This window comes from Emergencia sp. (genome assembly GCF_048465375.1).
In the GTDB taxonomy this organism is placed as follows: domain Bacteria; phylum Bacillota; class Clostridia; order Peptostreptococcales; family Anaerovoracaceae; genus Senimuribacter.
Window position 1 is genome coordinate 45477 of record NZ_DBFWLQ010000011.1, and the last position, 26325, is coordinate 71801.

Annotated in this window: 24 protein-coding genes and 1 pseudogene; 7 read left to right on the forward strand and 18 right to left on the reverse strand. The window is 46.2% G+C overall.

From position 1 onward, the window contains the following. Positions 1-293: 293 nt before the first annotated feature. The 3 genes from ACMQ5W_RS09380 to ACMQ5W_RS09390 all read right to left on the reverse strand — a co-directional run bounded on the left by ACMQ5W_RS09380 (position 294) and on the right by ACMQ5W_RS09390 (position 4549). Positions 294-803, reverse strand: coding sequence for a helix-turn-helix domain-containing protein (locus tag ACMQ5W_RS09380; protein ID WP_419024951.1), 510 nt, complete (start codon positions 801-803; stop codon positions 294-296). A 449-nt stretch (positions 804-1252) separates the two neighbouring features. Continuing rightward, positions 1253-2173 carry a glycyl-radical enzyme activating protein gene (locus tag ACMQ5W_RS09385; protein ID WP_419024952.1) on the reverse strand — a complete coding sequence of 307 codons (921 nt, stop codon included), beginning with the start codon at positions 2171-2173 and terminating at the stop codon, positions 1253-1255. Between the two features lie 3 nt (positions 2174-2176). Continuing rightward, positions 2177-4549, reverse strand: coding sequence for a glycyl radical protein (locus ACMQ5W_RS09390; protein ID WP_419024953.1), 2373 nt, complete (start codon positions 4547-4549; stop codon positions 2177-2179). A 278-nt stretch (positions 4550-4827) separates the two neighbouring features. On the opposite strand from ACMQ5W_RS09390, the pseudogene ACMQ5W_RS09395 reads away from it, so the two are divergent. The 3 genes and pseudogenes from ACMQ5W_RS09395 to ACMQ5W_RS09405 all read left to right on the forward strand — a co-directional run. After that, positions 4828-5082, forward strand: a pseudogene (locus ACMQ5W_RS09395) (AraC family ligand binding domain-containing protein); the annotation flags it as partial. Between the two features lie 54 nt (positions 5083-5136). Further along, complete coding sequence (locus ACMQ5W_RS09400) at positions 5137-5634, forward strand: helix-turn-helix domain-containing protein (protein ID WP_419025112.1); 498 nt, start codon at positions 5137-5139, stop codon at positions 5632-5634. A 223-nt stretch (positions 5635-5857) separates the two neighbouring features. Further along, positions 5858-6838 (forward strand): Ig-like domain-containing protein, encoded by a 981-nt coding sequence (locus ACMQ5W_RS09405; protein WP_419024954.1) that lies wholly within the window; start codon positions 5858-5860, stop codon positions 6836-6838. 552 nt (positions 6839-7390) lie between these two features. On the opposite strand, the gene ACMQ5W_RS09410 is transcribed toward ACMQ5W_RS09405, so the two are convergent. Next, positions 7391-8287: a LysR family transcriptional regulator gene (locus ACMQ5W_RS09410; protein WP_419024955.1), complete on the reverse strand. Its 897-nt coding sequence runs from the start codon at positions 8285-8287 to the stop codon at positions 7391-7393. Positions 8288-8441: 154 nt separating this feature from the next. Here ACMQ5W_RS09410 and ACMQ5W_RS09415 point away from each other — a divergent pair, with 154 nt between their 5' ends. Genes ACMQ5W_RS09415 through ACMQ5W_RS09425 form a run of 3 tightly spaced genes read left to right on the forward strand, consistent with a single transcriptional unit; the run spans position 8442 to position 11607 of the window. Further along, complete coding sequence (locus tag ACMQ5W_RS09415; protein WP_419024956.1) at positions 8442-9209, forward strand: HpcH/HpaI aldolase family protein; 768 nt, start codon at positions 8442-8444, stop codon at positions 9207-9209. Positions 9210-9229: 20 nt separating this feature from the next. Then, the gene (locus ACMQ5W_RS09420) at positions 9230-10684 is read left to right on the forward strand and encodes an SLC13 family permease (RefSeq protein WP_419024957.1); all 1455 of its coding nucleotides are present in this window, start codon (positions 9230-9232) and stop codon (positions 10682-10684) included. Positions 10685-10704: 20 nt separating this feature from the next. After that, a complete protein-coding gene (locus tag ACMQ5W_RS09425) occupies positions 10705-11607 on the forward strand; it encodes a hypothetical protein (RefSeq protein ID WP_419024958.1) in 903 nt (300 codons plus the stop codon). 82 nt (positions 11608-11689) lie between these two features. On the opposite strand, the gene ACMQ5W_RS09430 is transcribed toward ACMQ5W_RS09425, so the two are convergent. From ACMQ5W_RS09430 to ACMQ5W_RS09475, 10 genes are all read right to left on the reverse strand, one after another. Then, positions 11690-11968, reverse strand: a complete 279-nt coding sequence (locus ACMQ5W_RS09430; protein WP_419025113.1) for a DUF4143 domain-containing protein — start codon at positions 11966-11968, stop codon at positions 11690-11692. Between the two features lie 28 nt (positions 11969-11996). Beyond that, positions 11997-13142 carry a toxic anion resistance protein gene (locus ACMQ5W_RS09435; protein ID WP_419024959.1) on the reverse strand — a complete coding sequence of 382 codons (1146 nt, stop codon included), beginning with the start codon at positions 13140-13142 and terminating at the stop codon, positions 11997-11999. Further along, a complete protein-coding gene (locus ACMQ5W_RS09440) occupies positions 13139-14368 on the reverse strand; it encodes a 5-bromo-4-chloroindolyl phosphate hydrolysis family protein (protein WP_419024960.1) in 1230 nt (409 codons plus the stop codon). Before ACMQ5W_RS09440 ends, ACMQ5W_RS09435 begins: the two co-directional genes overlap by 4 nt. A 356-nt stretch (positions 14369-14724) precedes the next feature. After that, positions 14725-15390 carry an HD domain-containing protein gene (locus ACMQ5W_RS09445; RefSeq protein WP_419024961.1) on the reverse strand — a complete coding sequence of 222 codons (666 nt, stop codon included), beginning with the start codon at positions 15388-15390 and terminating at the stop codon, positions 14725-14727. A 177-nt stretch (positions 15391-15567) separates the two neighbouring features. Beyond that, positions 15568-17154: an ABC-F family ATP-binding cassette domain-containing protein gene (locus ACMQ5W_RS09450; protein ID WP_419024962.1), complete on the reverse strand. Its 1587-nt coding sequence runs from the start codon at positions 17152-17154 to the stop codon at positions 15568-15570. Positions 17155-17169: 15 nt separating this feature from the next. Beyond that, the gene (locus ACMQ5W_RS09455; RefSeq protein ID WP_419024963.1) at positions 17170-17661 is read right to left on the reverse strand and encodes a shikimate kinase; all 492 of its coding nucleotides are present in this window, start codon (positions 17659-17661) and stop codon (positions 17170-17172) included. A gap of 75 nt (positions 17662-17736) precedes the next feature. After that, positions 17737-18336: a DNA-3-methyladenine glycosylase family protein gene (locus tag ACMQ5W_RS09460; protein WP_419024964.1), complete on the reverse strand. Its 600-nt coding sequence runs from the start codon at positions 18334-18336 to the stop codon at positions 17737-17739. A 43-nt stretch (positions 18337-18379) separates the two neighbouring features. Then, the gene (pgeF, locus tag ACMQ5W_RS09465) at positions 18380-19207 is read right to left on the reverse strand and encodes a peptidoglycan editing factor PgeF (protein ID WP_419024965.1); all 828 of its coding nucleotides are present in this window, start codon (positions 19205-19207) and stop codon (positions 18380-18382) included. Positions 19208-19309: 102 nt separating this feature from the next. Then, complete coding sequence (locus ACMQ5W_RS09470; protein WP_419024966.1) at positions 19310-20188, reverse strand: arginase family protein; 879 nt, start codon at positions 20186-20188, stop codon at positions 19310-19312. Positions 20189-20201: 13 nt separating this feature from the next. Then, positions 20202-21593, reverse strand: a complete 1392-nt coding sequence (locus tag ACMQ5W_RS09475; RefSeq protein WP_419024967.1) for an APC family permease — start codon at positions 21591-21593, stop codon at positions 20202-20204. A 290-nt stretch (positions 21594-21883) separates the two neighbouring features. Here ACMQ5W_RS09475 and ACMQ5W_RS09480 point away from each other — a divergent pair, with 290 nt between their 5' ends. Next, the gene (locus tag ACMQ5W_RS09480) at positions 21884-23260 is read left to right on the forward strand and encodes a sigma-54 interaction domain-containing protein (protein WP_419024968.1); all 1377 of its coding nucleotides are present in this window, start codon (positions 21884-21886) and stop codon (positions 23258-23260) included. A gap of 139 nt (positions 23261-23399) precedes the next feature. On the opposite strand, the gene ACMQ5W_RS09485 is transcribed toward ACMQ5W_RS09480, so the two are convergent. From ACMQ5W_RS09485 to ACMQ5W_RS09500, 4 genes are read right to left on the reverse strand one after another with little or no spacing between them, the layout of a single operon-like run. After that, a complete protein-coding gene (locus tag ACMQ5W_RS09485; RefSeq protein ID WP_419024969.1) occupies positions 23400-24044 on the reverse strand; it encodes a CpXC domain-containing protein in 645 nt (214 codons plus the stop codon). Beyond that, entirely contained in the window at positions 24025-24639 is a 615-nt protein-coding gene (scpB, locus tag ACMQ5W_RS09490) for an SMC-Scp complex subunit ScpB (RefSeq protein ID WP_148494326.1), read from the reverse strand. The genes ACMQ5W_RS09485 and scpB overlap by 20 nt, the downstream gene beginning before the upstream one ends. Further along, on the reverse strand, positions 24632-25405 hold the full coding sequence (locus ACMQ5W_RS09495; protein WP_148494328.1) for a segregation and condensation protein A: 774 nt from the start codon (positions 25403-25405) through the stop codon (positions 24632-24634). The genes scpB and ACMQ5W_RS09495 overlap by 8 nt, the downstream gene beginning before the upstream one ends. Continuing rightward, entirely contained in the window at positions 25402-26325 is a 924-nt protein-coding gene (locus ACMQ5W_RS09500; RefSeq protein ID WP_419024970.1) for a DMT family transporter, read from the reverse strand. Before ACMQ5W_RS09500 ends, ACMQ5W_RS09495 begins: the two co-directional genes overlap by 4 nt.

A 26325-nucleotide genomic window follows, 5' to 3' on the forward strand; every position in this document is an offset into this window, starting at 1 on the left:
AGGAATAATATTTCTCGCGTATCGGAATAATAAAAAAATCCGGAGGATATGTTTTTCTCCTCCAGATAAACATTTTACACTTCTCTATTTTAAATCTCACAATCGTAGTAAAACCGTAGTACCCCGCTTCTCCTATTGCACCGATTTGCCCCCATTTATCGCACGAACCGCCGCCAAGCACTTTGACACCTTACTCCTGCCGTGGCAGATGAAAAGTATCTTAATCATAATTGAAAGTCCTCCTAAAATGTTTTGATTTGCAGTGAGAACGATACTTCAAAAGGAAAGCCGCTCTATACTTTCTTCCGCGTCAGGAAAACCCCAACGATCGCCCCTATAAGGATAATCGGGGCTAATCTGATAAACAGCCATTCAAATGCGTGAAAAGCTGCTCCAGCAACGGCTGTTTCAGAATCATTATAATTCCAGCCTAAATAGGGACTGTTTAATAGGATTAAGACCACAGAAATGATTACTATGACCGCACACAATGAGATAAGCAGCCAATGGAGTATTTTTCGTCTCGCGGTTTTCCTTTGTGCCAGCTGCAAATTTATAATCTCCAATTTTTCAGAAATCGCTTTCAAGTCATCGACCTCAGATTCAATAACAGTTTCTCCGAGCAAAGTGCTTACGGGTGTTTCAAGCGCCTCTGATATAGAGATTAACATATCAGAATCAGGCACTGACAATCCTTGCTCCCATTTAGAGATTGTCTGTCTCACCACATTCAGCTTGATGCCAAGTTCTTCTTGCGAAAGTCCTTTTGATTTTCTGATTGCTTTCATGTTTTCGTTTAACATTTTGAATAACCTCTTTTCTCTACATTTGTTAACCCCATTGTATGAAGGATTGCCCGTTGCTGCAAGCAACGCATATTAACATGAAAGTTTTATTGTCGTGGCATGCTGTTCGTCATGTTGGGGGAAAACCCAAATCCTGGCTAATTGTTCCTGCATCGTCTATTTATTCAATCAAAAAGACAATCTTCGATTTATCTTTGGCTTTCTATATGGAAATTATAGCATGCGGACCAGCGAATGAGAAGTCTTGTCTAGTTTATTATTTTTACTCCCAGCACAGTCCGAGTCATTTTCTCTTCCCCGAATAACACTGTTAATCACACCTCTCAGGCTTCCCTTAATACCTACTCTCGTAATTGTTCCGTCCTCAAGTGGAATGGGAAAAGCTCCAGTCTCTAAAAGTGCCGCATCGACAGGTCCACAGATAATTTATTACCATTCTCCCGGCATCATTCCCTTCCCATGACAGTCACATACAAGCCCCATTTCACAAGGGTTGCGATGATTTCATCCAAATGCTCATCGGTAGGGGTTGTATAAATATCCTGCGTCAGACCCATGCTCTTCGCCTTTCCCCTGCCCAGTTCATGGTAAGGAATTAAATTTACAACATCTAATCCTATTTCATTTAACAACGTGCCTATTTGATTGATTTCTTCCAGAGAATCATTTACCGGATGGATCAGCGGCATTCTTATGATGATTTTGCTCTTCAGCTCTGCGTCCTCTGCCAGCTTTCTCAAATTTTCTATAATCAAATCATTCCTTACTCCTGTCAGCTCCTTGTGTTTCTGCGAATCAAAACACTTGATGTCAAAAAGGATGTGATTTGCATCTTTACATAACTTCTCGAGGTTTTCATATTTGCAATGCCCACAGGTGTCGATGGCAATGTCGATTCCTTTTTTTACTAAAATCTCTTCCAGCTCATGGGCATAATCCGCCTGGGAAGTCACCTCTCCACCAGAAAGGGTCACTCCACCGCCAGTTTGCTCATAAAAGGTTTTGTCGCTTAAAAGCGTCTTTATGAGCAGATCATTTTCCTTCTCTTCTCCCGCCACCTTGAGCGCACCTGTAAAACAATGGCTAGTGCATATGGCGCAATGCCGGCAGCTCTCTCTGTCGATTTTTACCTCATTATGTTCAAAGGTAATAACATGATGAGGACACGCAGCTGCGCATCCCCCACATTTGATACATTTTTGTTCATAATAAAGGATCTCTTTCTGGCTGCTGATTAATTCCGGATTGTGGCACCATTTGCAGTCCAGCGGACAGCCTTTAAAAAACAGGGTCGTCCTGATGCCTGGGCCATCTTCTGTTGAAAACCTCTGGATTCCGCCGATGAGTCTTTGCTCCTTATTTGTCATCGATTAACAACCACCTTCTGCGGTATGTAATGTTCTGGAAATGATGTTGTCTTGAACACTCTTGTCAAGTTCCGTGAAGTAAGCCAGGTAGCCAGCGACTCTTACGAGCAGATTTTTATAGTTTTCAGGTTCTTCCTGCGCCTTCTTCAGCGTTTCGTTTGATACTACGTTTATCTGGATATGCTCGCCGTAATTGTCGAAGTAGGTCTTGACAACTCCGCCCAGTACGTTTTTCCCTTTTTCTCCGCCAATGGACCTTGGGTCGAATCTCAGATTGAATAATGTGCCGTCTGTAGTGTAGAACTGGTCAATCTTCGCTACGGAAAGCACGGTCGCTGTAGGTCCTGTAATGTCTCTGCCCATGCAGGGTGATACGTTATCCGCCAGAGAGGCTCCGCTCTTACGTCCTTCCGGTGTTGCTCCTACGCACTTACCCTGTTTGATGTTGTATGACTGAGATTCAATATCAAAGCAGAAGCGAGCACCTCGGCTGTCTCTGTACCCTTCGATGAACTGGTTGATGTGCTTGACGATTGCGTGGCCGATCATATCTACGTATTCGTCGTCATTGCCATATTTAGGTCCGATGTTAAGCAGCTTCTGTCTCAGGACTTCATCCGGGAAGTCTTTGTCGCACTGTTTTAGTAAATCTTCTGCCGAAATTTCTTTCTTATCAAAGACAAACAATTTCACGGCTGCAAGGGAGTCCATGGCATTGGCAAAACCATCTGCAAGAGCCCCTGAATAGTTGTATTTTGCTCCGCCCTGCTGCAGCGATTTACCCTTTTCGATGCATCCATCAACGGTCAGTGATGCGAAAGGCATGTTCTGTCTTACTGCGTGAATGGAAGAAACGGAGTTGTACGCATTTAGCATCAGGTCAAATGAGAAGTCGACCTGTTTGATATATGCATCAAAAAATTCTTCGTATGTCTTGAAGTCTGCAAATTTTCCGGTGTGTGGTCCCGTCTGTTTTCCTGTCTGTGGATCAAATCCATCATGCATAGCAAATTCGACACACTTTAGAAGGTTCACGGTGCCGACCTGTGCTCTGCCATCTGTTTTGCCACCTGGAACTGGCTGTACGCATCCCAGCATTCCGTAGTTTCTGGCATCTGCGATGTTGATTCCGTCACACTTCGTCAGAATCAAAGGTATACAGAGGTGATCATTGAAGAAGGAAGGGGTTGCCATTCCCTGCTGAATCATGGAAATCGCCTGGTTAAATACTTCTTCTGACATGTGTTTATGATAACGAAGCGACATGGTAGGCTGTGAAGTCTGCACTTCTTCATTTGCTTTTAAAAGAAGCATGGTGGCTTCATTGCAGCCGTCCTGACCATCTTCACCAACACCGCCAATGGTCATGTTCTGCCAAATCGGATATCCCGCCCAGCTTTCGCTGAAGTATGCAGGTCTCAGTTTTAGAATATCCGTCAGTTTGATGAAAAAGCATTCCAGGATGTCTAAGGCATGTCTTTCCGTAATCTTTCCGGATGCTAGATCCTTTACATAATATTCATTGATGGTGCGGTCAAAGTTTGCAAATGAATTTGAGTGTCCGTTGCTTTCAATCCAAATTGTAATATGGATGATCCATGCAAACTGAACCGCCTGCCAGAATGTTTCCGGTGCGTGCTCCGGAACGACTCTGCAGTTTTCGGCCATTTCCTGCAATTCTGCTTTTCTGGCTGCGTCTGTTTCCTCCGCCGCCAGTTCATCCATAAGTCCTGCTGTTCTATGAGCGTACCTGATCGCTGCTTTGCAAGAAATGATCATAGCCCTCCACATGTCGATTTTTTCCTGGTCCTGCGGGCAGACGACGGTCGTGTCTGCAATCAGTTTTTCGCAGTCCGCGATGACCTTTGACAGACCGCCGTCAAAAAGGCGCGGGTAGTTAGGCAGTACGTGTCCTGTACTCGTTTCCATGCCGCCAATTGAAAGGATACCTGTATTCATCGCTTCAATGGCTTCGTCTGTACAGGCATTTGCTGTAATCTGATCAAAGGATTTTCCTTCCCAGTATTTCAGTACATCCAGAACTTCCTGCTTTGTTTCATCTGAAGCGACCATTCTGTCTAGTGTACGAGTTGTGAACTCGTCGATTTCATCTTCAATCCACTTTGATGCGAATTCAGGAAAAATAGGTGCACAGCGAGGTTTGTCAGTATAGTTTCCGGCTATCAAATCGCCTTCATCCAGATACAGTGTCATGTTGTCGATGATGTAATAAAGCATGTTTGCTTTGAGCAGCGCATTTGGCTCACCGCCATAGAGCTGATAGGCTTCCGTTGCCAGCCTGGCACGTTCCGCGCTAAAGGTCGGTGTCGCATCTCTCTGCTTGTCTTTCAGTTTTTGTACTCTTGGTGTAATCATGGTTTACCTCCGTTTTACATCTTCTCTTGCAATGGTTTAAAGCCTTCCATCGGTGTCGTTGTCTTACAACAATGTTATCACGCTTTATTTATCAATTCTTGGCATATCTTTCTTTACTTTTTGCATTTATTGTGGTATTTTGGTCTATATAGATTTCTGACAATTTTAAAAACGAGGATTTCAAGATGAGTGGTCTTTATAGCGGCAGATCTGTTGAAAGAGAAGAATCAAAAGCAGAATTTAATATTTCGCATCTGCTTGATACGGATGGATTCAATATGGAATTTCATTCCCATAATTTCGTTGAGATTTATTTAAGCATCTCTGGAGGAAAACATTTTATTATAAACGATAAAATATATACAATTAAGCCTGGAGATCTCTTTGTTTCAAATGTAAACGAAATCCATCGCGTCATAGCCAATGATCAAGACATTTATGAGCGCTATATTTTTGAGTTCAAGCCCATCTTTGTTTTGCCCTACTGCACTGCCGAGACAGATTTGCTTCATTACGTTTATAATAGAGACAAAAATTTCTCTCATCAGGTCTCCTTAAACGAAAACCAATTCCGAGAGATCCTTTCTTTGATAGAAAAATATGAATCATTAGAAGCACAAAGATATGGCAGTGATATTCTGAAAAAAGTTTGTTACATTGAGATTCTCACCTTTATATCGGAAGTTTACCTGACAGCGCCTGTTCCATTGCGGACGCAGCATAGCAGCAATCACTCCATACGCATCGTTGCAGACACCTTAGAATACATCTCTTCCAATCTTACGGCAGATCTTTCGCTGGACAATATCGCCAAACACATCGGCCTCAGCAAATATCATCTCTGTAAGCTGTTCAAGGACAAAACCGGTACAACCATAAACAAATATATCGTTTCCTGCCGCATCGCGAAGGCAAAGTCTCTGTTGTCTTCGCGAAGCAGTGTGACTAATGCATGCCAAGAATCGGGGTTTCATGATGTCAGCCACTTCGTCAGGACATTCCACAATGCCGTCGGCGTTTCTCCGGGAAAATATGCACAGGATAATAAGAATGCAAAGGTTTATTATGAGGAATATATTAAATAGCAAAGAAGGCCTCGACAATTTCTCCAAAAATATTTCTTAAATTTAAAGTACATTTCATACACAAGATACATCTTTTTACTCAAGCAGTTTATTCATTTCCAAATATTATACAAACCTTTAGAATACCACAAAGCTTGCTATTATTGACAACCTAAGAATTACATAATATAATTATAATCAATAATTTTTACGAAATAGTTTAATAATTAAGAAAGGACTCATTATGCGCACCGATGTTAGAAAAAAATCAAAGCTGGTTATCGCTGCACTATGTATTATTGCAATGATATTTACAGTTCTTTTTGCCACTGAACCATCTTATGCTATAGCAAAACCCCACTTAAAAAAGGCAAATATAACAATGCACTTAGGACACACTTATGCCCAGAAGTTGATTTCTTCTAAAGGAAATGTAATTTCTAATTCGAAGATAAAGTGGGCGAGCAGCAAAAAGAGTGTCGCTACAGTCTCTTCCAAAGGCGTAATCAAGGTTAAGAAAGAAGGTATCGCAAAGATTACGGCAAAGTACAAAGGAAAGAGCTACAAATGCACTGTTAAGGGTAAAAATAGCTTAAGAATATCCCCGAATAATATAGTAAATATGTCATTGGATACGAGTACGGTTACATCAATCCGTGTATATTTTAAGGACAGTATTGGGTATAGTGTAATATCTGGAGAATGTGTGGATTTCAAATTTCAACAAACCAACTCATCAAGCTCTGCAATAGCAGAAATCAGAGCTATTTCATCTGGTGTTGAAAAAATCAAAATTTATTCCAAAGCATATCCTGAAAATTATAGAATACTTACTATAAATGTATACGAAAAGTTCCCATTGAATGTAACCGTAGACTCCACCGCTACTTTCACAAATAATGATGCAAAGATAAGTCTATTGGGTATCAAAACACTAAGCAAATGGTTTTCTTCGGATAATTCTTATGGAATAGAATTTGTAATTAATACTAAGGTAGTTGAAAACTACAGTGGGGAGGAATACACTGACGCTTATGCATGTGCTTACGACAAAAATAACAAACTGATTTACAGAGCAAAAGGAACATTGATTGCCAATATAAATCCAATATTAGGTCCAGAGTATATCTCTGGAAGTCGTTTTAGTCTTCGTATCCCGTTGAACTATGACGAAATAACGATCAAACTTGAACCAATTTCTAATGTAGACTCTATAAAATTATAAATACTAAGAAGCAGGGTCCAAACAGCCCGTAACAAGATAGGTTGTTTGGACTCTATAATCATTCATTTCTCTATCTTATACACCATTTTCTCATTTTCTAAATAATTGAGGAACCCATCGTCACCATCATCAATAATTCAGAAATAAAATTTTGAACTCAATATAGGATTCTTCTTATAATAGTAGTATTTTCAATGAAGCAAACCTTCCTCGTAAAAGTTAGCACTCCTATTAAAATCTCCAGTCAAATTGGTATACCCAGGCTGGCTTCTTCAATTAATCGTGTTTTAAATCCCGCACGAATACAACCATTAGAAACATTGTAAATCCCAAAACAGCAAAAAACTTAAATTCGTATTTCACGAAAACAATCCTCATCAACAGGAACAGAACAATCAAAGCGAAATATGAAATAGCCACTATTTTTTCAGTAAGCCGCAATTGGCAAGCAAAAGTTACAATGGTAATAACAGTTGCATTAATCGTTGTACACACTCCAACAATATCCAGCTTAAAATAGCGCTTTTTTTCGCCATATCCATTTCTTTCACTTTAGTCCTCAACCTCTGCACACGGCTCGGAAATCTTTCCCGCCAGCTCCGCCACCGCCAGAATACACGGGTTATCGCTTCTTTTCCAAATCAGATTTTCTTCTTTCTTCGGCGCATCTATCAGAGGTACAAAGCTCACCCCATCCATTTGCAGTGCTTTGTGTTCTTCTGCCAAAACCGTCACCCCTCTCCCTGTCGCAACCATCATCAGCAGCTCCGGAAAGGAATTTGCCTCATAGTTCAAGTTGGGCGAGAGCCCTGCCTCTCTTGCAAGTTCAATAATCAAATCATGCTCTTTACCGGAGACCATATAGGAAATGGCGAGAAAGCCTTCGTTTTTCAACTCTGCAAAAGAAATCTCCTCCCTGTCTGCCAGCCGGTGATCCTTTGGCAGAACAGCACAGTTGACGCTCTCGCAGACCCGAAGAAATGCCAGATTTTCCGCCCTGGGCCAATCGGATGAGAAGATAAAATCCACGGTGTCATTGTCCAAGGCCCGCAGCAGGCCGTTTGGCGGAAAAAACTTCAAATCTGACCGTATCCCCGGCTGTTTCTCATTTAATGCCAAAATCAAGCTGACTGCAGCAGCATCGTAGTGATCCGACGGCAGACCGAAAACCACCCGGCCGTTCAGTGTGCCCGATGCAGATTTTGCATTGTTGATCCCATGCCGCAGCGTGTGCAGCAAATCCCGGCAGGTGTCCGCGAAGGCGATGCCCTCCGCCGTCAGGGTCACAGTCCTCGTATTGCGGTGCACCAGATCCAGATGCAGCTCTTTCTCCAGCGCCTGAATGCTCTTGCTCAGGGCCGGCTGTGATATGTAAAGCTGATTTGCCGCTTGCGTATAATTTCTGCACTGGGAAAGCGCATAAAAATGTTCCAATTGATCAATGGTCATGACACCACCTCCTTACTCTTACTATATCAAAGTGGCCGCAGGCTGACAAGACACTTATTCCAATCAGTTATTAATTTTAACAAAAATGATGCATTTCACTTTTTAATTGACATTGTATATAATCTAATAAAATGTAGAAAGGAACCAACACAAAATGAGAAAGAATTTACGCACCCTTCTGAAAGAAAAAGAACACTTATTTGGCTGTTTTGTTCAAATCCCCTCGCCGGAAATCGTCGAAATGGCAAGACACTTTGATTATGTTATCATCGATGGCGAACACGGTCACATCACACGAAGTCAGCTGCTGACCATGATTCGCGCTGCAGAAGCCGTTGACCTGGCCGTCATGGTGAGAATCGCGACCATCGACCCCATCCTGATCAATCAAATCTTAGATATGGGGGTCACCAGCCTTCTGGTCCCAAATGTCAGCAGCGAAGAAGATGCCATCGCCCTTGTAACTGCAGCCCATTACCCGCCTCTGGGAAATCGCGGAGCCTGTCCTTTCACCCGAGCCAACTACTACGGCAGTGACGCCCCCGCAGATTATTATAAAAAAACCAACGAGGATCTCTTTATCGTCGCTACCATTGAAGATACCGGCGGCCTGGCAGATATGGAGAAAATCATCAGTCTCAATGGAATCGATTGTATCGGCACAGGACAATTTGATTTATCTGTCTCCCTGGGTCTTTCCGGCCAGATTGACCACCCAAAGGTGCGTGATGCGGCCGCGAAGGCAGAAAACCTCGCCGAGCAATACGGTAAAATATACACCACGATGATCATGGAACCATCTGATAGCCAGGACATCTTGAGCAAAGCCTGCAGGCTGATCATGTGCGGAAGTCCTGAGATACAGATTCAGAATTACCTTCGCGATACCGCACGAGAAGCAAGAAACCATCTCCCTATTTAGTAATTAAGAAAGGCAACAAAATGGATAAGAAAAGCAAACAATATTATATAGGAGCCGCCGTCATGTTCCTCTTTTCCTTTCTCCTTCCCCGCTTTGTCTCACCCTGGGCAGAAGGAATCACCGATGCGGGCGTCTGCATCGTACTCATCTTCATCGGCACCATCATCGGACTCATCGCGACAAATGACTGCATCCTGGCAGCGCTGTTTTCCATGTGCGCTCTGGTGTACAACGGAATCTTTGAGCCGGCAGGCGTCATCGCCGCATTCATCGGAAACCCCATGGTATGGCAGGTCATGACCCTCTTCGCCCTCAGTTATGTCATCGTCCGCGATGGGACAGGGGAAACCATCGCCCGCTTTATATTGACCAGAAAAAGTTTTCAGAAGCGTCCTCTGCTCATCATTGCGGTTCTGATGCTCACACTGGCGACAGCTGCGGTCTTTGTCGGCGTCTTCGGTGCTCTGATAATCTGCTTTGTACTGCTGAAAAGCATCTGTAAAGAAGCCGATATCGATCCTAATTCACAATTCGGCCGCCTTCTCTATCTGGGGTGCTTTACAAGTGCCTGTGTAGGCGTCAATATCATGGGAAAGATGAATGCCCTCCACTGGGCTACCGCTCAGTTCTTCATCGACGGAACCGGTGTGGACATTCCACCCTATGCCTTCTCCCTTTACTCGCTAATCTTACTGCTGGTCTTCATCTTCGTGTACATATTCTCGATGAAGTTTATCTTCAGATGCGACATGAATAAACTTTCAGGGGTGGATCTGATTCAGGTTCTGGGCACAGAAAATACAAAACCAAGCCGCAGACAGCTGATCCCCCTGCTGGCTTTTCTCCTCATCGCGATCTATACCTTCTTTTGCGGCTTTATTCCTGACGGCATTCCAGTCATTTCGAGCATCAAGGGCATGGAGAACATCGTCTTTGGGTGCGCCGTCATGGCAGTTCTCGCCTTGGTTCGCGTAGACGGGGAGCGTATCTTCGATCTGAATGAAGCCTTTACCAAAGGAATCAACTGGCCCATCTGTCTGGCTATCGGCTCTTTGGCCACTTTGGGCGGACAGCTTCTGGCTGACGACTACGGCATCAAAGGCTGGCTAGTCGGTGAACTGGGAAGCACCATTACCTCCTCCTCGCCGCTGATTCTCCTTGCCATCGCTATCGTCGTCTCAACCATACTGACAAACTTTTTCTCCAACACGGCGACCATGTATATCATGAGCGCTCTGGTGGCATCCCTTTGTATGCCGCTTCTCGATGCAGGGTACAACATCGTCGTATTTCCTGTTGCGATCAGTACCAGCGCCCAGATGGCGTATCTGACCTTCGCCTCCTCTGGACAGGCAACCCTGCTCCTCAGTGAAAAAAATATCACCAATAAGTTCATTTGGTCCTCAGGTCTGCTGGTTCTCGGCTTATGGATGATTTCCGCCTTTGTTACATCCAGTATCCTGCTAATGCTATAATGATTGAAAAGAGGTAATCTATGAAATTTCCAAAACATGTGAATATCCACGAAGTCTGCCCCAGAGACGGCTGGCAGAGGTATCAGCAAATCCTGCCCACTGACGTCAAAATCGCTCTGATTAAATCGATGATCGACTACGGCTGCAATGAAATTGAACTAGGTGTTTTTTCCAAAATACCAAAGCTGACCAGGCAGTATCAGGATATAGAGGTTCTTGCCGCCGCCATCTTGCCCTATGCCAAAGCACACGGCGTAAAGATTACCAGTCTCGTCAACGATTATGAGGACGCCTGCCGCTCCCTCGATGCTGGCATCAGCGACGTGTCCTGCTTTCTCTCCGTCAGCGAAGAATTCGCCAAAGGCTTTGACACCACCGCCGAAAAAAGCTTTGCCGATTTAGCAGAAATTGCAAAGCTGCCGAGCATCAAGGTCACCCTGGCTCTTGGCGCCGTCTTCGGCTCTCCCTTCGGAGACGAAACGCCGGCAAACCGAAGCATCGAATATGCCCGACGCGGGATCGCCCTGGGAGCTTCCGCCATCGGTCTGGCAGATTCTGCCGGCATGGGCACGCCTGCTCAGATCAAAGACATTCTGTCTAAGTTTCTGGACTGCTTTTCACCCTCGCAGCTGTCCGTCCATCTGCATAACACCGAAGGCTTTGGCATTGCCAACGCTTACGCCGCCTTGGAATGCGGTATTACAGACTTCGACACGTCGCTGGGCGCCATGGGCGGATGCCCCGTCATACCAAATGCCAAAGGCAATATCGCTACGGAAGACTTCGTAAATCTCCTGGATAAGCTGGGCATTGGCAGCGACGTAGATCTGGAAAAGTGCGTCGCCGCATCTCTTGAGATGAGCCGCCGCATCGGAAATCCCGTCATCAGCGCCAAAGCTGAGTTAGCCAGGATGCAGCAATAATGCATGTCATCAATCGCATCCATTTTAAAAGCCGCTCCGGTTTCCCGTGAGCGGCTCTTGCTTTTCTTCAAACTTCAAATTTTCAATTCTTCAATACCGTAATCGGAACAACATACACACCATCTGCTCTCTGATAATGATACAATGTGCCGCCAAAAGATTCCGCATAAATCTTTAAATCCCTCTCACAGAGTGCTTCAAACAAAACTCCCAGTGTTTCCAAGTCGCCCAACAGACTGGCCGGAGTTCCTCTAAGCAGGGCACAAGCCAGTGAAGGATCTGAAAAATGACGCTTGACAGCCTGCTTCACACGAACGGAGGATCGAACACCTGAAGAAAACGGCAGCAGGTTATCAGTAATGAATTTTCAATACCCAATCCGATACAGTTTATCTCTGACTGTTGATCTGCAGCATCTTATCCTTCAATTCTGCCTCCAGCCTGGTAATCTCAACCTCAGCCTCCTGACGTTTGCGGCGGCCTTCTTCCTGTATGTTCATGACTTCGTCCAAGGTGGAAATCAAGGACTGATTGGTCGCTTTCAGGGTTTCGATATCGACGATGCCTCGTTCAGACTCTTTGGCAGTTTCAATCGTTGCCATCTTCAAGGTATCTGCATTCTTTTTCAGCAGTTCGTTGGTCATATCCGTAACTTCTCTCTGCGCCTTTGCCGCCTGCGTCGAATGGGCAACACCCAGAGCTAGAACCATCTGGCTTTTCCACAGAGGAATCGTGTTCACCAGGGTAGACTGAATCTTTTCCGTCATCACGGTATCATTGCCCTGCACCAGCCTGATCTGCGGTGCCGTCTGAATGGAAATCATCCTTGTAAGTTCCAGGTCATGAATCTTTTTCTCAAAACGCTGGCACATAGAATCCAGGTCTCTCGCCGCCTGGGCGTCTTCTGCCAAGCCAGACTGCTGCGCTTTTGCCAGCATCACCTGAAGCTGTCCCTCTCTGACTTCTTTCAGCTTTTTCTTGCCAGCGATGATGTACATGGTCAGTTCCTTAAAATAAGTCCGATTTAAGTCGTACATCTTATCCAGCAAAGCGATATCTTTCATCAACTGCACCTGATGGTTCTCTAGCACCTGGCAGATCTGATTGATATTGGCCTCCGTCTTCGCATACTTAATTTTCATGTTCTGTATCTTATTGCTCTGTTTCTTGAAAAAGCCTAAAAATCCTTTTTCTTCTTCCTCGTCAAAATTCTTCAGTTCAGAAACCACCCCGCTGAGCAGGTTTCCAATTTCCCCTAAATCCTTTGTTCGCACGTTCTCGAGTGCTGACTCAGAAAAATCCGCCATCTTCTTCTGTGTTCCAATGCCGTACTGCAAAATCATGGACGAATCAGTGAGGTCAATCTGCTGTGCAAATTGCTCCGCCATACGGCGTTCTTCCTCTGACAAAACGGTTTCGTCCATTTCTGGCTCCTCCTGCGCGGCCGGAAACTGCACTTCAGGAACCACAGTTTCCTGAAACGGGTCCAATGTCAGTGATGGTTTCTCCTGCATATCTTTAAAATCCTCTGTCATCGTCTTCCTCCTGTTTTAAAATCCTTTTCGGTTAGTCCTTCCTGCGCCAGCATGGTCTTCAGTACGGAAACATCTGAAGATACGTCCCACGCCGTATCCTGGAACATATCGTCCAGCAAAACTTCAAAAGCCCCGTTCAGGGTATCCAAGGTCTCCTCAATTTCTCGCTTTGAGGAGATGATGTTTTCACCCTGCACAGGCTGTGCGTCTAAATCCTTGTACGCCTCCAGCAGCTTTACGGCTGTCGGAAGATAGTATTCCATCAATCTCCGGATATCACTCACAGTATCTGGCTCTTCTTCCACGCGGGCAAAAATTCTTCTCGTCAGAGTCTCCATGCGGAAGATCTTTGCCGACACATCTTCACCCGGTATAGCGTCATTGCAAGCGCGTATCTTTTTGATAAATTCATTTCCTTTTTCGATAATAGAAAGCACCTGTGGGTCCATAGATTGTTTTCTGCCTCGTTCTGCTTCTGCTGCCGCCGCAGCCCTTTCGGATTCCGCCTTCAACTGTTCCTCCCGCTGTCTCATCAACCGGCAATATTCCCTATATGCTGCATCGGTCGTCATAAGGCAGGTGTTTTTGTCATCCAGATGGCCTTGCAGAAACCACATGTTCTTCAGCATCCAGTGCAAATCTTTCACCACATACTTGTCCGGCTTCATAATGCGTTTAGCCAAGTCTTTTACATTGCAGTACTGCTCGCCTTTGATCGTATTCAAGTATAGTTGAAACCGCTTGATTCTCCCCAGACGGCGCGTACCGATTACAGCCATAGCTGCAAATGGCACAATCAGCGCCCCCAATGTGCTGAGCGCCACATGAAGCAGACTGCCGCCGACCATGGATGAAGATACAGCTGCTGCCAGAAATGCCAATGCTGTAATCGCGCCCATGCTATATCCGACCGCCGTCAAAGCGATGGCAAATGCTTTCTTCCCCGCAATTCCTGTATATAACGCTGTATTTGCCGGAGTTACAGTCTTGCTCCTATCATAATTTGTTTCCTGTTTTCTATGTTCATAGGTCTTGCGCTTGGATGACGCACCCGTTCCCAGGTCAATATCCGGCGGCGTCGTGCTCTCCATAGCCCCGCCGAAAGCGCTGTTAATGGTGTTGCGTATGGTCTGGTTGAGGCTGCCGAAATCTTTCGTATCTACAGCGTCCTGGACACTTCGCTTGATATTCTCTCCTAAATTCTCTAAATCCCAATTGTATCTCATATTTATTCCTTCTCCTAATAGAGTTGTGTAACGACTGACATTCCTTTGTTCATTATAATCTATCGAAAAGGTCACTTCAAGGTATTTCGCAAAATTTAGCGCGGTCATCGCAAGATGGCAGATCCGCCTCCCGTTACCTCCTGCGTCTGGAAGTAAATAATCGAAAAATCATCAGCAGCCTCTTGCGGCCGCCAATGATTTTTTATCCATTTATTTTGTATTTTATGTATAGCTTCTCTGGCGGCAGTTGCTCATCGGCCAGGTTTTGCTTTAAAATCAGAATTTGCAATGATAGGTCTTTATTTCTTTTAAGTCGTGCCTGTGATACAGCATGTTACAGCCCTTTACCAAAAGACTCAGCAAATCTTATTGCCGTTAGCTGTCATTTTGAACTTCAATCCCAACAGTTCCGCAGCACGTTTGCACATCAGCATCCGCTGAAGAAAAATCTCAAAATAGTCGATCATGGAGCAGATCGACTCATCCAGCTCAATTTCCAGAGTGATGACCTTCTTTTCCACATTGATCTGCAGGTCAGAAGCAAGAGCCGCATAGTTCACCCTGTCGTGTTTGTCAAAGTTTGCCTTCACCCTGTTGCGGACTCTGTTCCTGCGCACATCAGTTTTGTCAGCAAGAATCAACGCTGCCGATACCGGATCCACAGCTGTGCCGGTGCTTTCGTCGTGGTTTCCGATGGCACTGATGATGACCGCAATATCCTTTGGCGGAACCTGCCACTCTCTCAGCATCTGGAAAGCCATCAAAGCCCCTGTGTGGGCGTGATCTGACCGATTAATACTGTTGCCCATATCGTGCAGATAACCTGCTATCTTTGCCAATTCAACTAGATGTTGGTCATGGCCCAGTTTCTTGAGAATCATTCCGGCAATTTCCGCCACCTTGGCCGCATGCTTTTTCGAATGCTCCGTATATCCCAACACGCCAAGCACTTCATTTCCCTGTTCAATATAAGCGTTTACTTCATCCAAACGCTTCACTTCTTTGTACGTAATTTCTTTCATTCTACCTCCAGTCTTTTACTTTCCTTTCTATATATATTAGCAAAAAGTCTCTGCTCTCATCTATCATGGAATTGCTAAATCTTTGTAAGAATTAGGTAAAGATTGTCAAATTAATAAAAGACTGGTACACCAACCGATAAATCAATTGTCAGTGCACTAGTCTTTTTACTTTCAATCTTAATTCTCTTCTATATATTCATCATATGTTCCCAGTCTGTCCACCATGGTTCCATCAGTCTTGAACTCGATGATCCTATTGGCGATGGTCTGGATGAACTCGTGGTCGTGGGATGCAAAGAGCACGTTCCCCTTAAAGTTCGCAAGTCCTTCGTTGACTGCTGTGATGGACTCCAGATCCAGATGGTTGGTCGGCTGATCCAGCACAAGCACGTTGGAGCCGTAGAGCATCATGCGGGACAGCATACAGCGGACCTTTTCCCCTCCTGACAGCACCTGCACTTCCTTGTACACGTCGTCGCCGGAAAAGAGCATCCTGCCCAGGAAACTTCTCATAAAGGACTCCGTGGTCTCTGAAGTATACTGGCTGAGCCAGTCCACCAGATTCAAGGTGCAGCCGTTGAAATACTCCGAATTGTCCATCGGGAAGTAAGAGGAAGTGATAGTCACGCCCCATTTGTAGCTGCCCTCGTCGGCTTCCATCTCACCCATGATGATTTTAAACAGGGTTGTATTGGCAATTTCATTTTCACCGACAAAAGCGATCTTGTCACCTTTGTTCACACGGAAAGAAACGTTATCCAGCACTTTGACGCCGTCGATGGTCTTTGAAATTCCCTCGACAATCAAAATATCCTTGCCAGCTTCGCGATCCATAGTAAAGCCGACAAAAGGATAACGCCTGGAAGAGGACGGCATCTCCTCTACCGTCAGCTTATCCAGCAGCTTACGACGGCTGGTAGCCTGCTTCGACTTGGATTTATTGGCAGAGAACCGCTGGATAAAAGCCTGCAGTTCCTTAATTTTATCTTCATTCTTTTTATTCTGATCTTTAACCATCTTTTGAATCATCTGGCTGGACTCATACCAGAACTCGTAGTTGCCGACGTACATTTTGATCTTGCCGTAGTCCACGTCCACGATGTTGGTGCAGACCGTATTGAGGAAATGTCTGTCGTGGGAAACCACGATGACCGTGCCTTCGTACTCCATCAAAAAATCTTCCAGCCAGTTGACGGCTTTGATGTCCAGATGGTTGGTCGGCTCGTCCAGAAGGATGATGCCCGGATTGCCGAAGAGGGCCTGTGCCAGCAGCACTTTGACCTTCTCTTTACCGCTCAGACTGCCCATCTGATTATACAGGATGTCACCTGTAAGCCCCAGCCCCTGAATCAGGCGGCTGACATCGGATTCTGCTTCCCAGCCATCCATTTCGGCAAATTCGGCCTCCAGCTCCGCTGCTTTGATGCCGTCCTCGTCGTTAAAATCTTCCTTCATATAGATGGCATCTTTTTCTTTCATCACGTCGTAAAGACGCTGGTTGCCCATGATGACGGTATCGAGAACCGTATATTCGTCATATTCAAAATGGTCCTGCTTGAGGACGGACATTCTGATACCCGGCTTGATGGACACGTTCCCGGTGGTCGGCTCCAGTTCCCCTGAGAGAATGCGCAGAAAGGTGGACTTACCTGCTCCATTGGCGCCAATAATGCCGTAGCAGTTGCCCGGCGTAAACTTCAAATCTACATCTTTAAAAAGTGTCTGCCCGCTGAAATTCAGGCTCACGTTCACTACATCTATCACTAATTTCTTACTCCTTTATATTAATTCAACAATTTTCTCTACAACTTCTTCCACACTGAGGCCGTCTGCCTCTACCACCATATCCGCGTGCTTTTGATAAAGCGGAATCCGCTGCTCATAAAGGTCTGCGATGGTCTGGCCTTTTTCCAGAGTTACACCTCTGGATTTGATGTTATTCAGCCTCTCTAAGATTGTATCCAGGGTGACCTTGATGTAAACCACGACGCCCTTTTCCTTGAACTTGTCCATGGCCCGATCAAAATAGATGGCGCTGCCTCCTGTAGCCACCACGTAATCCTCTCCGTCAAAATCCAGAAGAACTCGTTCCTCCACATGATGGAAATAATCATTGCCTTCTTGATCGATGATCTCCTGCAGCGTTCTGCTCTCCGCCTGCTGGATGAGGATGTCCGTATCCACAAATCCTTTGTTCATAGTCTTTGCCAGCACCACTCCTACGGTGCTTTTGCCGCAGGCCGGCATTCCAACTAAAATGACATTTTTCATCTATTCGTACCTCTTACTTTTTTAGTCACAGCCTCTATTCTAACATATCCGCGCCGCGATAGCAAAATATAATCTTCATTTTTCATCGTTGCACGCATAATAATACAGCGATGCGACTGAAGCGAAGGGTGAGTATTTCTTCCGCAGCCGCTCAAATCTCTGCTTACTCAGCGTCTTATAGCCGTGGGCTTTTTTGATGCCATTCTGCAGTGCCACATCGTCAAAGCTGAAAATATTCAGCCGGCCCAGGGTGAATTCGGCAATCATCTCAGCCGTCCAACGCCCCACGCCTTTGATCTGCATTAGATATTTGACCACTTCGTCATCATCCATATCCACTAACAAAGTAAAATCGTACTTTCCGTCCTCCACGTCCTGCGCCAACCCTCTGATGTATTCCGCCTTTCGTTGGGACATGCCGCAGCTTTTGATTTCTTCAACGCTTTTCTGCAAAATCAGCTCCGGTGAGTAATCACCCACCAACTGCCGCAGCCTGCCGTCGATAACGTCAGCCACTTTGTTAGAGAGCATCTGCCCTACGATACTGCTGATTAAAGACGCAAATACATCCTTTCTTTCACCGCCGCCCAAATGACCAAAGTGTGCAACCAGCTCTTTCATGACTGGATCTTTTGCAGAGATATAATCCATTTCCGTTTTTGCATATTCTATCATCTTTCGCACCTTTCCCTCGAATTGAAACAACCTCTGTTGGCGTCTACACCAGCATCATTGCAGCGACCATGAGTCCCCGCCTGCCCTGATGCCCGCGATGGGAGAAAAACATCTCCTTATTGCATTTGGTGCAGAGTTTCATATCCGACAGATTTCCTTCCGCAAGACCTGCAGCCAGCAAATCATGGCGTATTATCCCCTTCAGGTCAATATGGAACTTGCAGCCGCGCCGGTCAGCAAATTGCCGATAGGCCTCATCTGCGTCAAAGAAAGCCAGCGCGACATCCTCATCCACTTCAAAGCAGTCCTGGCAAAGAGACGGTCCGATACCAGCTATGATATCAGATGGCTGGCACCCATATTCGGTCTTCATCTTTGAGACCATAGCCGCGCCGATGCCTGCCAAGGTTCCCCTCCAGCCTGAGTGTGCCAATCCGATGACCTGTTTGAGCGGATCAAAGAAAAAGATGGCGTTGCAGTCTGCGTGTCCTGTGATGATGGTCAAATTGCGTTCATCAGTCACCAAGCCGTCGATATCCGCATAGTCTCTGTCCCGGACTACGCCTTTGCCCAGGTCTGCCGCTGTCACCACTTTGATATTGGTGGTGTGGGTCTGCGCTGACGTCACCATTTGATCTGTGTCTGCACCCAGCACCTGTCCGAGAAGTTCAAAGTTCTGCAAGATGTTTTCGTCCGTATCCAGATGCCGTTCGCCGAAATTCCAAGTGGCACAAGGCCCCTGGCTCACACCCCCGTGACGTGTAGTGAACAAGTGACGCAGTTCCTCGTAATCGTCCAGCTGCGGAAAGGTCAGATATTGCCTCTCACCCTCCCTGTGCAGCCGGTAGCTTTCTGTCTTTTCTCTTATCATCCCTAACCTCCCCTGATTGCTATGGTTTATCATAGCACGGCTTTACCTGCTGCCGCAACCCAAAACACAGAAGAACCCCCTTTTTATTTGACAGCGGTTATATTATCTGCCAAATTTGTTGATGAAGCATTCGAACATGATTCTGGCGGCAACTGCCGTAGTGATGCCATGTGTGTCAAAAGTCGGGTTCACTTCCGCAATGTCAAAAGCGTCCACCTTGTCGTACATTTCGTTCAACATTACCATGCACTGGAAAGGATACAATCCAAAGGGCTCATCCGCGCCGGTACCCGGTACGAAAGCTGGATCCATGACGTCGATATCGAAGGTCAGATAGATCTTCTCACAGTCTTGAAGCAGCTCCATGGTCTCTCTCGCAATCGTCAGCGGATCTCCCGCATGGACGTCATAGGAGGTGTACTGTTTGATTCCCGTTTCCTTCAAATAGTCATTGTACCACGGATAATTAAATCCTCTGACGCCAATTTGCACGATATGCTCCGGATTTACCCGCTCCAGTTCCAAAGCCCTGCGAATTTCACTGCTCTGCGAGTACCTTCCCTGCAGGTGATTCTCGTCTACCAAGTCCAGATGCGCGTCAAAGTGGATGATGCCGACTTCTCCTTCACAAGTGTCATGCAGCGCCTTGATGGGCGGATAGGAGATGGAATGATCCCCGCCAATGACGAAGGGGAAGCCTCCCTTATCGAGAATGGCCTTCGTCGCTTCATAGGCATTCAGCAGAGTCTGCTGCTCATCGTAAGCCGTGATATCGATGTCGCCGTAATCTACAATCTCCTCTGCATTCACATTGTAGTTCTTTCTGGATTCCACGTGATAGACTTTCTCATCCTGAATGCGTCCCTTGAACCAGCCAAAGGCTTCCCTTACTTCCTTTGGGGCATATCTTGCGCCCGGTCTGCCTAAAGAAGCGCCGCCATCCCACGGAAATCCCAAAATACCAAAATGTTTCTTATTCATAGTTTTCACCTCATTATTCTTTCCTATCAAAGTTTTTCTTTATCTGAATGGATTGTCCACGATAGACGATATAGACGACTATCCCGATTGCTATCCAGCCAATCAACAGGATATTCTCTACGATTCCCAGCGAAATCAACGTTCCTGGAATCACCATCATGGCAATCAACGCCGCGCAAATCACAATGGCAAGCAGGATTACTGCTTTACCTCCAGGCACTCTGAACGGCCTCGGCGCGTCAGGCTCCATTGCACGATAGCGCCAGTTTGCAATGCCCATAATCATCCAAACGATCAGGAAGGTAATGCCGCCCATCGTAATCAATGGTGCCAGCAATCCCTTTCCCATAAACATACCGGCGGTTGCAAGAGCGGCCAGTATCAGCAACGCCCTTCTCGGGATGTGCTTCTCAGAAGAACCGCTTCCTAACGCTTTGCCCATAAATCCCGCATCGGCAAAAGAGCAGATAAATTTTGCCCCCGCCATGAGGAATCCGTTAAACGTGGTCAGCACACCCATCAAAGCGCCCAACACCATGATGAATCCCAGCGCCTTTGAACCAGTAGCCAGCTCATAGGAAGTTACCAGGGGAAGCGCTCCCAGATTAACGCTCTCGCCCGGATTCATAATCAGGCTCGAGCAGAGAATGACCAGGATGTAGATGAAACTTCCCATTAAGATCGTTCCCACCAGTGCCTTTGCCAGATTTCGGGCATTGATGTCTTTGTCCATCTCGTCGGCCGCTTTCGGGATTGTGTCAAACCCGTTCATGAAGAAAATCATGGACGCAATCGCCATCAAAATGCCGCTTCCCGCGCCCTTTGCCGAAAAAGCCGGTTTCAGATTTTCGATATCGCCAAAGATGAAGCTGCAGATAAAAAACAACGCAAAAGTGAGCAAAAGCACTCCTGTGGCTACATTTTGAAATTTCTTTGACGACTGCATGCCCCGCAGATTAATCAGGGTGATGCCCCATATCATGACCAGGCCGATAATGATTTCCGGCAGATGGAGGGTATTCCCCAAAATCGTATAAAGCGGCAATGTCGTCTGAATCTGCGGAAACAGATAGTTCAGCATAGAGGACGTAGACAGCACGACCCAGGGCAGCATGCTGACATACCCTAATATCAAGAACCAGCCTGCACAAAACCCGGGCAATCGCCCCAGAAACTGATATGCATAGGCGAACTCGCCGCCAACTATTTTAACGCTTGTACATAATTCAGAATAAACAAATCCGATAGGGATCACGATCAAAGCCGTCAGCAGCATGGCAATCATTGCGCCTACAGAGCCGGCGTTAGCAATCCACAGTGGCGCCGAAACAAGCCAGCCGATTCCAATCATACTGCCAAATGCCAATGCGAAATAATCTTTCCCTGTCATTCCTTTCTTTTTCATAGTTCCTCTCCTTCTCAATCTATTCGATGCATCTGCCATACATAAAGCAAGAGTTGTACCATAATTCAGATCAATGCGGTCCGTGAATCAAAAACGACGTCAAAGCAGCTGATTTCAACATGCACGCCAGTTTGTTTCCTTGAAACGCGGCAATGCAAGGGGCAAAACTTTTTGAAAGGCCATTACAATTGTCTTTATACAAGTCAATTTGTCTAAAATATAGACAAATTGACTTGTTTTTTGTCATATTTTTTGATAATCTATATCTTACCACAGTAGGAGGAAGATTCATGAATGCAGAAGACAAAGTTTTCAAAGAAATGTTCGGACACAGCGATCTGATTCTGATTGCTGATACCAATGGTAAAATTCTTTATTACGAGGATTACAATGACCGGATCAATATGCGGCGATATAAAAATGCCGTAGGACGCTCCATCTTTGAGCTTTATCCTTTTTTCAAGCGGGAGGATTTTACCTTTTTTAAAGCAATTGATACGAGGCAGGTCATCGTCAATGAGGTCCAGCAATTCGAGATCAACGGCAAACAAAAAAAAGCCCTCAATTCGGCTTACCCGTTGATCAACGAAAATGGGGTCATCGGCTGCATGGTCATGTCCATCGAGCTGGACAACCGATCGGGAAAGAAGAAAATGTCCTCCGTCTCTTCCAAGTACAACTTTGAGGATATCCTGACCCAGAATGCCGAATTCGAGGGGAGTTTCGAAAAGCTGCGCATGCTGGCCAAAGGTGACGCGAATATTTTGATATATGGGGAAACAGGAACCGGCAAGGAGCTGATTGCTCACACCATCCACGCCAACAGCCCGCGCAAAAGGGAACCGTTTATCATCCAGAACTGCGCCGCCATTCCCAGCAATCTGATGGAGAGCATCCTCTTCGGCTCGGTCAAGGGCAGCTTCACCGGCGCTGTGGACAAAGCGGGGCTTTTTGAAGTGGCAAAAGGCGGGACACTGTTTTTGGACGAGATCAACTCCATATCCCTGGAGCTGCAGGCGAAGCTGCTCCGTGCCATCGAGAGCAGATCCGTCCGCCGGGTCGGCGAAAGCTTTGAGCGGGAAACCGACGTGAGGATCATCACATCCACCAACGAACGGCTCAGCGCCATGGTGCAGAGAGGCGCATTTCGAAAGGACCTCTTTTACCGCCTCAATGTAGCTAGTTTTTCCATCCCGCCCTTGCGGGAACGCAGGGACGATATCCCCCTTCTCTGCAGCCACTATATCGATCACTACAACGCCCTGCTGAACCACAATATCAACAGCGTCAACGAAGAAGTTATGAACTTTTTCAATCAATACGAATGGGACGGCAACGTAAGAGAACTGCGGAACGTCATCGAATACGCCTGCACCATCAAAGCCGCAGGCGACATCGGCTGGGGTGATATCCCGGATTACATGGTCCAAAAGAAGAAAACGAACGCCCGCATTCCGTCTGCATCAAAGCCGCAGGCAGTAGCTGCGGAAAAAACGGAATACGTCCAGCCAAACACGCCTCTGTCCTGCCAGATAGAAGCTCTGGAAAAGGACATTCTGGCAGGCGCCATTGAACGCAACCACTTCAGCATCACGCGCACCGCCAAAGAACTGCAGATTGCCCGGCAGACACTATATAACAAGCTGAACAAATACGGGTTATTATAATGCCGCCGATTCATATAGAACGTCTTGCCTCAGCACCCGTCAAACCATTCAAAAGCAGCGCACCGTCTTCACGATGCGCTGCTTTTTGTTATCCGTCTGTATCTGTCAGAACGCTGCCGAAACGGCAATCGCCTGCGCTCTATTCCACCACGTCGATTCTCTCTGCCAGCCACTGATCGTTGACCTCGGCATATTTGTTAGCCGGAATTGCCAAGGCAGATAGATAGTCATCTTTCAGCTGATTGTATAATTCATCGTCCACATTGACCGTCAGCTGCTCGCCAGCCGCATTGTCGTAGTCCCAGATGATAAAATACTCTTCGCCATTGTCAAAGAAATACAAGAGGTCTCTGATTTTTACATCAGGCCACTCTTCCTTCATATTTTCCACGATGATGGCCTTGTAAAGTTCTATAATCCGGTCGTCTCTGCCGCCGTCAGCTAGCAAAATCTTTTCCAGCAGTTCTGCGCTGTTTCCAACCACACGGAAGACGGCTTCTTCGTCCAAATCCCCTTCCGGTACTTCCAGACTGTTCAACTGTTCCAGCAGATCCGACTCGTGTTCCGGCGCCATGTAAATCGTCAGTTTCTTGCCCGGATCCATGTACATCACAGGATATTCCACCAGAGTCTCATCTCCGCATTCAGGGCATTTGATCAGGAAAAACTCCCCGTTCATAATCTGGTCTTTGAACTCCGGATCTGTGGAAACATCCACAAACTCGTTGAGATTCATCGTAATTTCGTGTTCGCAGTTGGGACACTTAAATTTCTCTTTCTCCATACTCCACCTCTTCTATTGAAATCTGTTCCATGCCGTTATCGTCGTCCTCCCCTTCTTCCTCAGAAAGGTTGATTACCCCTTCAATATCCTCAATCTCAGGTAAATCCTTCAGACTGGTAAATCCGAAATTTTTCAAAAATGTATCAGTGGTACCATAGAGAATCGGCCTGCCGATTCCGTCAGATTTTCCCTTTGGCAAGATCAAGTCTTTCTTTAGAAGACCGTCGATGACCCTGTCGCACTTCACACCTCTGATGGCGTCAATCTCCCCTTTTGTTACTGGCTGCTTATAGGCTATGATTGCCAGAACTTCAAGGGCTGACTGCGATAACTTCTTTACTTTAACTGGCGTGCAGAGCCGTTCAATAAACTCTGCATTCTCAGGCCGGGTCACAAACTGAAAAGATCTTCCCACCTGCCTGATGACGATCCCCCTTCCCTCCTGCTCATATTCTTCCTGCAGTTCGAGAAAATAGGTCATAGCGTCTTCCTTACTGATATTAAATAAATCTGCACAAGTCTTCACGTCCAGTGGCTGTCCCCAAATGAACATCATGGACTCAAAGGCAGATTTAATTGTCTTCTTACTATTCATCTGCGCCTGCCTCCTCAAATTTTCGCTCACCCGGTACCACTGTAATTTCCCCATAGACACTTCTTTGGTCTGCATCCAGATACTTGTCCCTTATCATCTGCAGCACAGAGACGAAGGTGACGACAATATCGTAACGATCTTTCTTGTTGGGAATCAGCTCTTTTAAGTTCAACTTACGAATTCCTTTCAGAAATACGTTCTTAAAACGGTCTTTGATGTAGACCATGCGGCTTTCTATGGTCGCCTTTTCTCGCTCAACCTTTGTATAGTGAGCGCGTACCTCTTCTTCCCGCTTTTTCTTTCGCAGGAACTGATCAAAGGCGCTGGCGAATTTTTTGATATCCAAGTCCAGGTATTCGTCCGGCTGATTGAGATACTCCGATATATCCTCCTGCGGTTTTTCGTAGATCAGGGACATATAATCCTCTCGCTCTTTCAGCTCTTCTGCCCCCCGCTTATACTTCTTGTATTCCAACAGTCTCTCTACCAGTTCACTTCTAGGATCTTCCTCCAGCAGCACTTCTCCCTCTACCGTCGCCCTAGGCAGAATCATCTTTGATTTGATATCGATCAAAGTGGCTGCCAGCACCATGAACTCTGTCGCCACATTAAAGTCCATGGCCTTCATGTCTTCGATATATGCGAGATACTGTCTTGTAATCTCCGAAATCCGAATATCGTAAATGCTCATCTGAGCGTTCTCTATCAAATACACGAGCAGGTCAAAAGGTCCTTCAAAGGACTGCAGTCTAACCTTGTAACTCATACTTGCTCCTTTTCCTCGGCTTCTTTTTCCGCCAAGCCGGTATAGTAATTATAATACAAAAGTCCGATGACTACAACCGCACAGCCGATCATCTGCCAGGATGTCGGAACCTGCCCTAGGAATATCACACCCATGATGATGGCCGAAACACATTCGCCGGATTCCCAAGCCGAGACATAGAGAGAATCCACATGGCCGAAACAGAGGTTGAACACGGCGTGTGCGCCAATCTGGCATACCAAAGTCAGACCGATGATATACACATAGTCCGCCTTTGAATATCCGAAGACCGGCGTCTTTGTAGCCACCATACCTACGGCAAAGCAAATCCAGCAGGCGAGGAAGACCAGGAACACATAGGCACTGCCCGATACATCTTTTCTCACTTCATTTCCGACTGTGAAATACAGTCCCATGAACATCGCCGCCAAAAAGGCCAAAACGTCGCCAGCAAAATTACTGGCTGACAGTTGTCTGAAATCCAGCCCAGCAATCAAAGCGCCGCCCAGCAAAGCCAGAATGATGCCTATGACGGGACGCACCCCCACTTTTCTGCGAAAGACGAATATGGTGATGACCAAAACGATCAGAGGATGCAGGGCCGCCAGCACAGAGGCGCTGCCGATATCCGTCAGTTTGACAGCGTTAAACCAGGTAAAAAAGTGGAGGAACAAAAAAGTGCCTGCCACAAAGGTCCATATGTAATTCTTGATTGAAATTTTCTTTAGCACGTCTCGCTGTTTCAGTAAAACGGGAATTGCAAAGACGGGCATTCCCAGGCTCAGCCTCCAAAACCCGATGGCCATGGAAGGTGCCTCAATGACACTGCCGAAGATTCCCGACGATGACCCCGCCACCACGGCAAAGACGACGATAATTTTTACATAGCGGGCTAAAAAGCCCTGTTTCTTATTTTCCAT

What these genes read in the sequence shown, in the direction of transcription:
- ACMQ5W_RS09380 (WP_419024951.1), bottom strand. Translation starts at nt 803, where the DNA reads ATGTTAAACGAAAACATGAAAGCAATCAGAAAATCAAAAGGACTTTCG.
- ACMQ5W_RS09385 (WP_419024952.1), bottom strand. Translation starts at nt 2,173, where the DNA reads ATGACAAATAAGGAGCAAAGACTCATCGGCGGAATCCAGAGGTTTTCA.
- ACMQ5W_RS09390 (WP_419024953.1), bottom strand. Translation starts at nt 4,549, where the DNA reads ATGATTACACCAAGAGTACAAAAACTGAAAGACAAGCAGAGAGATGCG.
- ACMQ5W_RS09405 (WP_419024954.1), top strand. Translation starts at nt 5,858, where the DNA reads ATGCGCACCGATGTTAGAAAAAAATCAAAGCTGGTTATCGCTGCACTA.
- ACMQ5W_RS09410 (WP_419024955.1), bottom strand. Translation starts at nt 8,287, where the DNA reads ATGACCATTGATCAATTGGAACATTTTTATGCGCTTTCCCAGTGCAGA.
- ACMQ5W_RS09415 (WP_419024956.1), top strand. Translation starts at nt 8,442, where the DNA reads ATGAGAAAGAATTTACGCACCCTTCTGAAAGAAAAAGAACACTTATTT.
- ACMQ5W_RS09420 (WP_419024957.1), top strand. Translation starts at nt 9,230, where the DNA reads ATGGATAAGAAAAGCAAACAATATTATATAGGAGCCGCCGTCATGTTC.
- ACMQ5W_RS09425 (WP_419024958.1), top strand. Translation starts at nt 10,705, where the DNA reads ATGAAATTTCCAAAACATGTGAATATCCACGAAGTCTGCCCCAGAGAC.
- ACMQ5W_RS09435 (WP_419024959.1), bottom strand. Translation starts at nt 13,142, where the DNA reads ATGACAGAGGATTTTAAAGATATGCAGGAGAAACCATCACTGACATTG.
- ACMQ5W_RS09440 (WP_419024960.1), bottom strand. Translation starts at nt 14,368, where the DNA reads ATGAGATACAATTGGGATTTAGAGAATTTAGGAGAGAATATCAAGCGA.
- ACMQ5W_RS09445 (WP_419024961.1), bottom strand. Translation starts at nt 15,390, where the DNA reads ATGAAAGAAATTACGTACAAAGAAGTGAAGCGTTTGGATGAAGTAAAC.
- ACMQ5W_RS09455 (WP_419024963.1), bottom strand. Translation starts at nt 17,661, where the DNA reads ATGAAAAATGTCATTTTAGTTGGAATGCCGGCCTGCGGCAAAAGCACC.
- ACMQ5W_RS09460 (WP_419024964.1), bottom strand. Translation starts at nt 18,336, where the DNA reads ATGATAGAATATGCAAAAACGGAAATGGATTATATCTCTGCAAAAGAT.
- pgeF (WP_419024965.1), bottom strand. Translation starts at nt 19,207, where the DNA reads ATGATAAGAGAAAAGACAGAAAGCTACCGGCTGCACAGGGAGGGTGAG.
- ACMQ5W_RS09470 (WP_419024966.1), bottom strand. Translation starts at nt 20,188, where the DNA reads ATGAATAAGAAACATTTTGGTATTTTGGGATTTCCGTGGGATGGCGGC.
- ACMQ5W_RS09475 (WP_419024967.1), bottom strand. Translation starts at nt 21,593, where the DNA reads ATGAAAAAGAAAGGAATGACAGGGAAAGATTATTTCGCATTGGCATTT.
- ACMQ5W_RS09480 (WP_419024968.1), top strand. Translation starts at nt 21,884, where the DNA reads ATGAATGCAGAAGACAAAGTTTTCAAAGAAATGTTCGGACACAGCGAT.
- ACMQ5W_RS09485 (WP_419024969.1), bottom strand. Translation starts at nt 24,044, where the DNA reads ATGGAGAAAGAGAAATTTAAGTGTCCCAACTGCGAACACGAAATTACG.
- scpB (WP_148494326.1), bottom strand. Translation starts at nt 24,639, where the DNA reads ATGAATAGTAAGAAGACAATTAAATCTGCCTTTGAGTCCATGATGTTC.
- ACMQ5W_RS09495 (WP_148494328.1), bottom strand. Translation starts at nt 25,405, where the DNA reads ATGAGTTACAAGGTTAGACTGCAGTCCTTTGAAGGACCTTTTGACCTG.
- ACMQ5W_RS09500 (WP_419024970.1), bottom strand. Translation starts at nt 26,325, where the DNA reads ATGGAAAATAAGAAACAGGGCTTTTTAGCCCGCTATGTAAAAATTATC.